The following is an 11,013-nucleotide window of genomic DNA, read 5'->3' on the forward strand; positions in this document are numbered from 1 at the left end:
CGGGCCGCGGTTGCCTGGATCCGAGAGAGCTGGGGCCAGGTGTGAGCCAGCATCCGGAACCGTGACCGCTCACCTCCGAGCTGCGGAACCAAAGGCCGCTCATCCCGCGCAGACGGGACGCGCCGCCGAGTAGCATCCGCCGGACCCCGCCGCGATCGGGATGAGAGCCGTTCGAGCCGCCTACGGCGCGGACGGAACTAAGGTGGTACCGCGGGAAGCCCCGTCCTTAGATGGCTTTCCGCGGTTTCGTATTTTCGGCGGGCAGTGAGACACAGGGGAGGAGCGGTGTGATGGCGCGTCAGGCGACGTCTACGGTGAAGCCGGGTCCGGCTGCCACGGTGAAGCGCATGCTGGGGTCGCAGGCGTTGATCGAATGCCTGCACCGGGTCGGCGTCGAGGTCATCTTCGGCCACCCGGGCGGCGCGGCGCTCCCGCTCTACGACGCGTTGTACGACGCGCGCGGTATCCGGCACGTCCTCGTGCGGCACGAGCAGGTCGCCGCGCACGCGGCCACGGGGTACCACCGCGTCACCGGCAAGGTCGGCGTCTGCATGGCGACGTCCGGGCCGGGCGCCACGAACCTGATCACCGGCATCACCGATGCCATGATGGACTCGGCCGGGATCGTCGCAATCACCGGCCAGGTCAGCACGCTCGCGATCGGCCGCGACGCGTTCCAGGAGGCCGACGTGACCGGGATCACGATGCCGGTCACCAAGCACAACTGCATCGTCCAGAAGTCCGAAGAGCTGCCGCGGCTCGTGCTGCAGTCGTTTCTCATCGCCGGCAGCGGCCGGCCGGGTCCCGTCCTCGTCGACATCCCGCGGGACATCGCGGCGGCCGAGTACGACTTCGAGTTTCCGGAGCAGGTGACGCTGCGCAGCGGCAAGATTCCCCCGGCCATCCCGAGCCCGAATCAGATCGCCGCCGCTGCGGCCCTCCTCGGCGCGTCGTCGCGCCCGCTGATCTACGCCGGCGGGGGCGTCATCACCGCGAACGGCGCGGCCGAGCTGACGGCGCTCGCCCGCAAGGCGCGCATCCCGGTCACGACGACCCTGATGGGCAAGGGCGCCTTCCCGGAGACCGATCCGCTGTCGCTCGGGATGCTCGGCATGCACGGCACCGCGTACGCGAACCACGCGATCAACACCGCGGACGTCGTGCTCGCCGTGGGCGTGCGCTTCGACGACCGCGTGACCGGCCGCGTGAAGGACTTCGCCCCGCACGCGAAGTTCATCCACATCGACATCGATCCGGCGGAGATCGGCAAGATCAAGCCGGCCCATGTGCCGATCGTCGGCGACGCGCGCGAGTCGCTGCGCGTGCTGGCCGCGCAGCTCACCCCGCCGGTGTGCGGACCTTGGGATGCGCAGTTGGCGGAGTGGAAGGCGCGCTACCCGCTGCGGTACCGGCAGAACGGCGACACGATCAAGCCGCAGTTCGCGATCGAGGAGATCTACAAGATCACCGAGGGCCGGGCGATCGTGACGACCGACGTCGGCCAGCACCAGATGTGGGCGGCGCAGTTCTACCTGACGACGGCGCCGCGGACGTGGGTCAGCTCCGGCGGCCTCGGGACGATGGGCTTCGGATTCCCCGCGGCGCTCGGCGCCCAGGTCGGCCGGCCGGACGCGCTCGTGTGCGCGATTGTCGGCGACGGCGGCTACCAGATGACAATGCAGGACCTTGCGACGGCGGTCGAGTGGGGGCTCCCGATCAAGGTCTACATCATCAACAACGGCTCGCTCGGCATGGTCCGGCAGTGGCAGCAGCTCTTCTACCGCGAGCGCTACTCGCACGTCTTCTTGAAGAACCCCGACTTCGCGAAGGTGGCGGACGCCTTCGGCGCCGTGGGCATCAGCGTGCGCCGGCCGGAGGAGGTGGCGCCCGCGGTGCGGCGGTCGCTCGAAGTCACGGACCGGCCGTGCGTGGTCGACATCATCTGCGATCCTGAGGAAAACTGCTACCCGATGATCCCCTCGGGGCAGTCCATCAAGGAGATGATCGTTGAAGATGATCGCATCCGCGACTGAGGCCCTCAACGGCGCCTCGCCGCGGACGCAGCGGCCGATGAAGCACACCATCTCCGTGCTGGTGGACAACGCGCCCGGCGTGCTCATGAAGGTCGCCGGGCTGTTCCGCCGGCGCGGCTACAACATCCACAGCCTGGCCGTCGGCGTGACGGAGCAGCCCACGGTCTCGCGGATGATCATCGTCGTCGAGGGCGAGCCGGAGATCCTCGAGCAGATCATCAAGCAGCTCAACAAGCTGATCGAGACGATCAAGGTCAACGACGTCACCGGTTTCAACACGGTCGACCGGGAACTGGCGCTCATCAAGCTCAACGCGACGCCGCAGACGCGCATGGAGATCATGGAGATCAGCAACGTCTTCCGCGCGAGCGTCGTCGATCTGACCGAGAAGACGATGACGCTCGAGGTGACCGGGCGGTCCGATAAGATCGACGCAATCCTGTCGCTGCTCTCGAAGTACGGCGTGCGCGAGATGGTCCGCACGGGCCAGGTGACGCTCGTGCGCGGCACCCAACCGACGTAACGTCCGGGCGGAACCCCCAAGGAGGCGGCGCACAAATGCCGGCCAAGGTCTATTACGAACAGGACGCCAACCTGAACGTGCTCCGCGGCAAGCGGATCGCCGTGATCGGGTACGGCAGCCAGGGTCACGCGCAGGCTCAGAACCTGAACGACAGCGGCGTGGCGGTGGTGGTCGGCCTCTACAAGGGCAGCCGGTCGTGGGACCAGGCGCGGGCGGACGGACTCGAGGTCGCGACCGTCGCGCAGGCGGCGGCCCAGGCCGACATCGTCCAGATCCTCATTCCCGACGAGATCCAGGCCCGGATCTACCGCGAGGAGATCGCGCCGCACCTCACCGCCGGCAAGGCCCTCGGGGTCTCGCACGGCTTCAGCATTCACTTCCACCAGATCGTGCCGCCAGCCGACGCCGACGTGTTCATGATCGCGCCGAAGAGCCCGGGCCACCTGCTGCGGCGGATGTACGTCGAAGGCAGGGGCGTCCCCTCGCTGCTCGCGGTGCACCAGGATCACACCGGCAAGGCGCGCGCCATCGCACTCGCCTACGCGCACGGCATCGGCAGCCTCCGGGCCGGGGTCATCGAGACCACGTTCCGCGAGGAGACGGAGAGCGATCTCTTCGGCGAGCAGACCGTGCTGTGCGGCGGCATCTCCGAGCTCATCAAAGCGGGGTACGAGACGCTGGTCGCGGCCGGCTACGCGCCGGAGATCGCCTACTTCGAGTGCCTGCACGAGATGAAGCTGATCGTCGACCTCATCTACGAGGGCGGTCTCGGGATGATGCGCTACTCGGTCAGCAACACCGCGAAGTTCGGCGATTTCACGCGCGGCCGCCGGATCATCACCGACGAGACGCGGGCCGAGATGCGCCGGATTCTCTCGGAGATCCAGAGCGGCGTCTTCGCCAAGGAATGGATCTTGGAGAACGAGGCAGGGCGCCCGGTGTTCAACGCGCGGTACCGTCAGGAGGCCGAGCACCCGATCGAGGAGATCGGGCGGCAGCTGCGGGCGATGATGCCGTGGCTGAAGCGGGACTCTGCGGCCGTGCCGGGACAGGACGGCGCGGCCGCGGCGAAGGCCGGGCCTCGCAAAACCGAGGCGCGGGCGAAGCGCTAGGCGGCGACGCCGGCGCATACCGCCGGCTAGTGCCGCACGCGGATCACGGCCCCGCATTCGCGGGGCCAGGGGGGCGGAGAGACGATGGCCGAGATGATCCGGATCTTCGACACGACGCTTCGGGACGGCGAACAGTCGCCGGGCTTCACCATGAACACGCAGGAGAAACTCGAAGTCGCCCGCGCGCTCGCCGCGCTGCGGGTCGACATCATCGAGGCCGGGTTTCCGGCGAGCTCGCCCGGCGATCTCGAAGGCGTGCAGCTGATCGCGCGGGAAGTGCGCGGGCCCGTGATCGCGGGGCTCGCGCGCGCGAACCGCGGCGACGTCGAGGCGGCCATCGAAGGCGTGCGGGAGGCGGAGCGTCCGCGGATCCACACCTTCATCGCCACCTCGCCGATCCACATGGAGCACAAGCTCCGGATGACGCCGGACCAGGTCTACGAGGCCGCGGTCGAGGCCGTGCGGCTGGCCCGCCGCTCCGTGGAAGACGTGGAGTTCTCGGCGGAGGACGCGAGCCGGTCCGATCCCGCATTTCTCGTGCGCGTCTTCGACGGTGCGATCGCCGCGGGCGCGACCACGATCAACGTGCCGGACACGACGGGCTACGCGACGCCGGAAGAGTACGCGGCGCTCCTCAAGTTCTGCATCGAGCAGACCACGGGCGGCGACCGCGTGGTGTGGAGCGTGCACTGCCACGACGACCTCGGACTCGCCGTGGCCAACTCGCTCGCCGCGCTGCGGGTCGGCGTGCGCCAGATCGAGGGTACGATCAACGGGATCGGCGAGCGCGCCGGCAACGCCGCGCTGGAAGAGATCGTCATGGCGCTGCACACGCGCCGCGGCCACTACGGCTACGAGACCGGCGTCGACACGACGAAGATCTACCGCACCAGCCGGCTGATCAGCGCGATCGCAGGCGTGCCGGTCCAGCCCAACAAGGCGATCGTGGGCGACAACGCCTTCGCGCACGAGGCGGGGATCCACCAGCACGGCGTGCTGATGAACCGCGAGACCTACGAGATCATGACCCCGCAGACGATCGGCATCCCGAGCAACAAGCTGGTGCTCGGCAAGCACTCCGGCCGGCACGCCTTCAAGAACCTCCTGGAGGAGAACGGCCTCACACTGAGCGACGCCGAGGTCGAGCGCGCGTTCGTCGAGTTCAAGGTCCTGTGCGACAAGAAGAAGCAGGTCTCGGTCGAGGACATTCTCTCCCTCGTCGAGAGCGAGGCGCAGAGCGCGCCGAAGACGTATACGCTGCGGGCGTTCCACGTCTCCACCAGCAGCACGCTGCCGCCGATGGCGTCGGTCACGCTGGCGCGCGGGCGGGAGCTGTTCACCGAGGAGTCGAGCGGCGACGGGCCGGTCGACGCAATCTACAACGCCGTGAACAAGATCGTGGGGCTCTCGCCGACCCTGGCCGACTACGCGATCAAGTCGGTGAGCGGCGGTACCGACGCGATCGGCGAGGCGACGGTGAAGGTGCGCGACGGCGACGGGCTGTTCGTCGGCCGCGGGACCAGCACCGATGTGCTCGAGGCCAGCGCGAAAGCCTATCTCGCCGCGGTCAACAAGCTCATCTACGAGCGCGAGCACTGGATGAGCAACACCTACGGATAGGCGCATGCCGAACGCCAGGCGCATCGCGCTCTACGACACGACCCTCCGGGACGGCACCCAGGGCGCGGGCATCACCCTGTCCGCCGACGACAAGCTGCGCATCGCCGAGCATCTCGACGCCTTTGGGGTCGACTATATCGAAGGCGGCTGGCCGGGCAGCAACCCGAAGGACATGGAGTTCTTCGAGCGGGCCCGCGGCCGCGGCTGGCGCCACGCGCGGCTCACCGCCTTCGGCAGCACCCGCCGGCCCGGCATTCCGGCCGACCGCGACGAGAACCTCAACTTGATCGTCGCCGCGGGCACGCCGGCCGCGGCGCTGTTCGGCAAGTCGTGGGACCTGCACGTGCGCGAAGCGCTGCACACGACGCCGGAGGAGAACCTCGCCATGATCGAGGACTCCGTCCGGTATCTGCGGTCGCGCGGTCTCGAGGTCGTCTACGACGCCGAGCATTTCTTCGACGGCTGGAAGGCCAACCCGGAGTACGCGCTCGCCACGCTGCGCGCGGCGGAGCGGGCGGGGGCGTCCGTGGTCGTGCTCTGCGACACGAACGGCGGGTGCCTCCCGCACGAGATCCGGGCCGGCGTCGAGGCGGCCCGGCGGGCGATCGAGGGACCGCTCGGCATCCACACCCATAACGACGGCGAGCTCGGCGTCGCCAACACGCTCGTGGCGGTGGACGCCGGGTGCGTCCACGTCCAGGGAACGATCAACGGGATCGGCGAGCGCTGCGGCAATGCCAACCTGGTCTCGATCATCCCGAACCTCCAGCTCAAGATGGGGTACCGCTGCGTTCCCGCCGCGCAGATCGCGCGGCTCGGCGAGCTGTCGCGCTACGTCGCCGAGCTGGCCAATATCGCCCCGAACGAGTATCAGCCGTTCGTCGGGCTCAACGCGTTCGCGCACAAGGGCGGTGTGCACGTCAGCGCCGTGATGGCCCACCCGCCCACCTACGAGCACATCGCCCCCGAGACCGTCGGTAACGCCCGGCGCGTCGTCGTGAGCGACCTGTCGGGGCGCGCCAACGTGCTGTACAAGGCACGCGAGATGGGCATCGACCTCTCGCGCGACCGGCCGGAGGTCCGCCAGATCCTGGCTGAGCTGAAACGGCTCGAGCACGAGGGGTACCAGTTCGAGGCCGCGGAGGCGTCGTTCGAGCTGCTGATGCGCCGGATCATGGGTCAGCACCGGCCGTCGTTTACGCTGCTCGGCCTGCGCGTGACGGTCGAGAAGCGGGATCCCGGCGTCGCGGTGTGCGCCGCGGAAGCGACGATCAAAGTCGCGGTGGACGGACAGGAAGAGCACACCGCCGCCGAGGGCGACGGCCCGGTGCACGCGCTCGACCGCGCGCTCCGCAAGGCGCTCGGCCGGTTCTACCCCGAGATCCAGCGGGTGCGGTTGACCGACTACAAGGTGCGCGTCCTCAACGCCGACGCCGCGACCGCCGCCCGCGTGCGCGTGCTCATCCAGTCGACGGACGGCACCCATACGTGGGGGACCGTCGGCGTCTCCGAAAACGTCGTCGAGGCGTCGTGGCAGGCACTGGTCGACAGTCTCGAGTACGTGCTGCTCCGCGCCTCGGTCTCGAGCGGAGTGCCGGCGTCCGCGGCGGAGATCCGCGGGGCGGGCGCGCTGTCGTGAGCCCGCGCGCCATGCAGATCGCGGTCGTGCCCGGCGACGGGATCGGCCGCGAGGTGATCGCCGAGGCGGTCCGCGTTCTGCGCGAGGCCGGCCGGCGCTTCGAGATCTCGCTCTCGTACGAGGAGGGGATCGCCGGGGGCGCCGCGATCGACGCCACCGGCAACCCGATTCCCGACGAGACCGTCAATCTGTGCGCGCGCTCGAACGCGATTCTCCTCGGCGCCTGCGGCGGGCCGAAATGGGACAAGGGTCCACGGCACCTGCGCCCGGAGCAGGCGCTGTTCACGCTGCGGCGGCGGTTCGGCCTGTACGCGAACCTCCGTCCGGCCGTGGTGCGCGGCCCGCTTGTGGGAGCGTCGCCGCTGCGGCGTGACGTGGCGGAGGGCGTGGATATGCTGATCGTCCGCGAATTGACCGGCGGCCTCTACTTCGGGCCGCAGTCGCGCACCGGCGAGGGGGAGGCGGTGACGGCACAGGACACGCTGCCGTACTCCGCGGGCGAGGTTCGCCGCGTCGTTCGCGCCGCGTGCCGGATCGCCCGCACACGTGCGCGGCGCAAAGTGACGTCCGTCGACAAGGCCAACGTGCTCGAGACGTCGCGGCTCTGGCGCGAGGTCGCGACGGAGGTCGGCCGCGAGTTCCCCGACGTGACCATGGAGCACATGCTGGTCGACAACTGCGCGATGCAGCTTGTCCGCGCTCCGCGGCAGTTCGACGTCATCGTCACCGACAACATGTTCGGCGACATCCTCAGCGACGAGGCCGCGGGCGTGATGGGCACGCTGGGGCTCATGCCCTCGGCAAGCCTCGGCGACGCCCCACCCGGACTGTTCGAGCCGGTGCACGGCACCGCGCCCGACATCGCGGGCCGCGGGATCGCCAATCCGCTGGCGGCGATCCTGACCGGCGCCCTGTTGCTGCGGTACGGCGCCGAGCACGAGGCCGCGGCGGGGGCGATCGAGGCGGCCGTGGTCAAGGCGCTCGCGGACGGATGCCGGACGGCCGACATGGGCGGCGACGGCCCTGAGCTCGGGACCACGGCGATGACCGACGCGGTTCTCGCCCGGCTGTCCTGAGGGGCGCGGAGGCATGCTCGAGCTTCGTCCCAACTGCGAGTGCTGCGATGCGAACCTGCCGCCCTCGGCGCCCGACGCGATGATCTGCTCCTTCGAATGCACCTTCTGCAGGGCCTGTGCCGAGACACGGTTGGGCGGGCGGTGTCCGAACTGCGGCGGCGTCCTCGTCGCGCGTCCGACCCGCTCCGCGTCCGCCCTCGCGGCGCATCCCGCTTCGACAGTGCGCGTGTTCAAGCCGCAGGGTTGCGGGGAGCCCGCCGTCGCGCGGTAAGTGCGCGGTCGCGGCGGCGCGATCCGCGCCGCCGGTGTTCACGGATGTGAAGGTTCGCTTGCATTCGTCCGGGTGCCGGGCCTACAATAACTCTGTCGTGTGCTCGGATCACCCGTGTTGATGATGCCCGCGGCCGCCGCCCTCGCCCTGGGCTACGGGCTGGCGGCGGTCGCCGTTATGGGCGGCTCCAGGTCCCGGCGGCCGTGGCTCCTGGTTGCGCTCGCAGCCGGCGGGATCGCGTTCCCTCTGACGGTCTTCCTCGCGGCGTCCATCCAGGCTCTGCTCGCGTCCGTCTTCGGCTGGGGACCCGACGCGATCGCGATGACCCTCGGACCCGGGATTGCCGGCGCCGTGGTGACCGCGGTGGTCAACGAAGTGTTCACGCTGTCGGCCGCGCTGCTCGTGTGGCGGTGGTCGCGCGGCGGGACGCTGCTCGGCTTCGGCGCCGCAGCGGGCGCCGGGTTCGCGGTCGTCGGCGCCTACCAGATCATCCATTTCGCGCTGATGGCGCGCGCGCTGCCGATCAGTTCGGCGTCGAGCTTCGTCGTCTCGCTGGTGCAGCAGCTGGCGTTCGTGGCCGCCAACAGCGCGTCGACCGCGCTCGCGGCGTTCGGCGCGCTGGGACGCCGTGCCGGTTTCTATCTCGGCGCGGCGGTGCTGTTTCAGATCCTTTTCCTCATCTTCGGGCTCCTGTACGAGCTGCGCGTCTATTCCAACGCGGTCTGGACGGTTCTCGACGTCGCGGCCGCCGCGGCGCTGGTCGCCGGGGTGCTGATCCTCGACCGGCGGCGCCCGGCCGGCACCGCCCTCGCTTCCGCAGCCTGACCGATCTTTCCCGTGGACGCACATGTCACGGCCCGTGCGCGCGCCGCGGACGGGTGGCGGGCGTTGCGCGCCTTTTTTACCGAAGGCGCCCGCCATCTGCCCGAGGCGATCGCGGCGTTCGAGGAGGCGGAACGGCTGCTGCGCCGTCCGGAGGCGGACGCCGGCCGACCTGTGGCCGGCCGGCAGGGAATTGAAGCGGGCGGCGACGCCGAGGGCGTGCTGATCGGCCTCTCGATCGCGCTCCGGCTGCGCCGCCGTCCGGAGGATGTGCGCCGGGCGGTGGTGCTGGTGCAGGAGCTCCTCAACATCGTCCGCCGGCGGTCGGGTGAGGCGGCCGCGGTGGCACTCCGCGCGTACCTCGAGGACGCGTACCGGGATCTCGCGGAGGTGACCGAGGACGGCGAGGCCGCGCGCGCGGCGCAGGACGGCATCGCGGCCTGCGACCGGACCCTTGCCCTCGCGCGCCGCTTTCACGCGGACGACGCGGTGGCGCACGCGCGCGCCACGAAGGCGCTGCTCCTGCGCCGGCTCGCGGCCGCGCAGCCCGGCGGCGACGCGCCGGCGCTGCTGCGGGAGGCGAACCGTCTGACCGCGGCGGCGCTCGCCGGCTGGCCGGCCCGCGACGCGGAAGGGCTCGCGGCGTTTCGGGCGGACGTCGCCGAGAGCCTCGTCGAAGGGGCGCGCCCGCGGCCGTCCGCCGCGGACCGGGCGGAGGGACTGCTGCGCCAGGCCGAGCGCGCCGTTCCCGGCGAGAACCGGTATCTCGCCGCGCGCGTGGCGCGCGCGCGCGCCCGCGTGGCGCTCGCGGCCGACCGTCCCGACGCGCTCGACGCGGTGACCGCCGCGGCGGCGGCCTTTCGCGATCTCGGGCTCACGCGCGAGGCCGAGGAGGTGGAGCACTGGCTGTGACCGAACTGCGCGGCGGTTTCACGCGTCAGCGTGGCAGAGAACAGGGAGGCCCGGACCGTGAGCAGTCGCGCCGGAATGAATCCGAAGCTGCGGGAGCCCCATACGGACGCGCTCTTTCAGGCGGTGCTGCAGCTGCGCACCGTCGACGAGTGCTACCGGTTTTTCGAGGATCTCTGTACGATCGGCGAGATGAAGGCCCTCGCGCAGCGCTTCGCCGTGGCGCGGATGCTGGCCGAAGGACGGACCTACCAGCAGATCGCCGCGCGCACCGGCGCCTCCTCGGCAACGATCAGCCGCGTCCGCCGGTTCCTGACGTACGGCGCGGACGGGTACGCGCTGGTGCTCGCGCGGCTGCGGCGGAGCCGGAGCGCCCATGACGGCGCGTAGGCCGGGGGTGCTGCTCCCGGTCGTCGCGGTGGCGCTGCTGCTGACGGCGGCCGCGGTGTGGGCGGACACCCTCGACGACCGCGTCTACGCGATCGCCAGCCAGTTGATGTGCCCGGTCTGCGCCGGGCAAACCGTCGCGGAGAGCGACTCCGCGGTCGCGCGCGAGATGCGCGACGTCATCCGCGCGAAGCTGCAGGCCGGCGAGACGCCGGATGCGATCCTGAGCTTCTTTGTCGGGCAGTTCGGCGAAAGCGTGCTCGCGGAGCCTCCCCGCCGTGGGCTGTCGCTCCTGCTCTACCTGGGGCCCGCGGCCGGCGTCGCCGGCGGGCTCGCGATCGCGGCGCTGTGCATTCGCCGGTGGACGGGCCGGCCCGCGGCCGATCCACGCGGCGGCGCGTTGACGCCGCCGTCCGCGGACGGGACCGGCGCCGCCAGCGTAGACTCCGGCGCCCCGGACCGCGCCCGCCTCGCCCGCGAGCTCGAAGCCCGCGACCGCTTCTGACCGCCCGGCCGTCCGCGTCCCCCGCGGCATCCCGCCGAGCGGTGTCTAGGTTCAGATAGATCCGACTACACTTGACACTCGGTGCAACGGCGGCATCGGGGCCGCTTCCGGCCGTT

General features: G+C 70.7%; 11 protein-coding genes. All 11 read left to right on the plus strand.

Going from position 1 to position 11,013, the window contains the following annotated elements; translation table 11 throughout:
* The first annotated feature begins 290 nt into the window (after positions 1-290).
* Positions 291-2,033: a biosynthetic-type acetolactate synthase large subunit gene (gene ilvB / locus VKT83_16330; GenBank protein ID HLY24034.1), complete on the plus strand. Its 1,743-nt coding sequence runs from the start codon at positions 291-293 to the stop codon at positions 2,031-2,033.
* A 37-nt stretch (positions 2,034-2,070) separates the two neighbouring features.
* Complete coding sequence (gene ilvN / locus VKT83_16335; protein HLY24035.1) at positions 2,071-2,556, plus strand: acetolactate synthase small subunit; 486 nt, start codon at positions 2,071-2,073, stop codon at positions 2,554-2,556.
* A gap of 35 nt (positions 2,557-2,591) precedes the next feature.
* Positions 2,592-3,668, plus strand: a complete 1,077-nt coding sequence (gene ilvC, locus VKT83_16340) for a ketol-acid reductoisomerase (GenBank protein ID HLY24036.1) — start codon at positions 2,592-2,594, stop codon at positions 3,666-3,668.
* A gap of 84 nt (positions 3,669-3,752) precedes the next feature.
* On the plus strand, positions 3,753-5,288 hold the full coding sequence (locus VKT83_16345; GenBank protein ID HLY24037.1) for a 2-isopropylmalate synthase: 1,536 nt from the start codon (positions 3,753-3,755) through the stop codon (positions 5,286-5,288).
* A 4-nt stretch (positions 5,289-5,292) separates the two neighbouring features.
* Positions 5,293-6,927 carry a citramalate synthase gene (gene cimA / locus VKT83_16350; GenBank protein ID HLY24038.1) on the plus strand — a complete coding sequence of 545 codons (1,635 nt, stop codon included), beginning with the start codon at positions 5,293-5,295 and terminating at the stop codon, positions 6,925-6,927.
* An 11-nt stretch (positions 6,928-6,938) separates the two neighbouring features.
* Positions 6,939-8,003 carry a 3-isopropylmalate dehydrogenase gene (leuB, locus tag VKT83_16355; protein ID HLY24039.1) on the plus strand — a complete coding sequence of 355 codons (1,065 nt, stop codon included), beginning with the start codon at positions 6,939-6,941 and terminating at the stop codon, positions 8,001-8,003.
* 13 nt (positions 8,004-8,016) lie between these two features.
* Positions 8,017-8,274, plus strand: coding sequence for a DUF1272 domain-containing protein (locus VKT83_16360; protein ID HLY24040.1), 258 nt, complete (start codon positions 8,017-8,019; stop codon positions 8,272-8,274).
* A 120-nt stretch (positions 8,275-8,394) separates the two neighbouring features.
* Positions 8,395-9,099, plus strand: a complete 705-nt coding sequence (locus tag VKT83_16365) for a hypothetical protein (protein ID HLY24041.1) — start codon at positions 8,395-8,397, stop codon at positions 9,097-9,099.
* A gap of 12 nt (positions 9,100-9,111) precedes the next feature.
* Positions 9,112-10,008: a hypothetical protein gene (locus VKT83_16370; protein ID HLY24042.1), complete on the plus strand. Its 897-nt coding sequence runs from the start codon at positions 9,112-9,114 to the stop codon at positions 10,006-10,008.
* Between the two features lie 75 nt (positions 10,009-10,083).
* Positions 10,084-10,395 carry a YerC/YecD family TrpR-related protein gene (locus VKT83_16375; protein HLY24043.1) on the plus strand — a complete coding sequence of 104 codons (312 nt, stop codon included), beginning with the start codon at positions 10,084-10,086 and terminating at the stop codon, positions 10,393-10,395.
* Positions 10,382-10,897, plus strand: coding sequence for a cytochrome c-type biogenesis protein CcmH (locus tag VKT83_16380; protein HLY24044.1), 516 nt, complete (start codon positions 10,382-10,384; stop codon positions 10,895-10,897). Before VKT83_16375 ends, VKT83_16380 begins: the two co-directional genes overlap by 14 nt.
* Positions 10,898-11,013: the final 116 nt, after the last annotated feature.

The organism is bacterium (assembly GCA_035308905.1).
Classification (GTDB): domain Bacteria; phylum Sysuimicrobiota; class Sysuimicrobiia; order Sysuimicrobiales; family Segetimicrobiaceae; genus DASSJF01.

What these genes read in the sequence shown, in the direction of transcription:
- ilvB (HLY24034.1), top strand. Translation starts at nt 291, where the DNA reads ATGGCGCGTCAGGCGACGTCTACGGTGAAGCCGGGTCCGGCTGCCACG.
- ilvN (HLY24035.1), top strand. Translation starts at nt 2,071, where the DNA reads ATGAAGCACACCATCTCCGTGCTGGTGGACAACGCGCCCGGCGTGCTC.
- ilvC (HLY24036.1), top strand. Translation starts at nt 2,592, where the DNA reads ATGCCGGCCAAGGTCTATTACGAACAGGACGCCAACCTGAACGTGCTC.
- VKT83_16345 (HLY24037.1), top strand. Translation starts at nt 3,753, where the DNA reads ATGGCCGAGATGATCCGGATCTTCGACACGACGCTTCGGGACGGCGAA.
- cimA (HLY24038.1), top strand. Translation starts at nt 5,293, where the DNA reads ATGCCGAACGCCAGGCGCATCGCGCTCTACGACACGACCCTCCGGGAC.
- leuB (HLY24039.1), top strand. Translation starts at nt 6,939, where the DNA reads ATGCAGATCGCGGTCGTGCCCGGCGACGGGATCGGCCGCGAGGTGATC.
- VKT83_16360 (HLY24040.1), top strand. Translation starts at nt 8,017, where the DNA reads ATGCTCGAGCTTCGTCCCAACTGCGAGTGCTGCGATGCGAACCTGCCG.
- VKT83_16365 (HLY24041.1), top strand. Translation starts at nt 8,395, where the DNA reads ATGATGCCCGCGGCCGCCGCCCTCGCCCTGGGCTACGGGCTGGCGGCG.
- VKT83_16375 (HLY24043.1), top strand. Translation starts at nt 10,084, where the DNA reads ATGAATCCGAAGCTGCGGGAGCCCCATACGGACGCGCTCTTTCAGGCG.
- VKT83_16380 (HLY24044.1), top strand. Translation starts at nt 10,382, where the DNA reads ATGACGGCGCGTAGGCCGGGGGTGCTGCTCCCGGTCGTCGCGGTGGCG.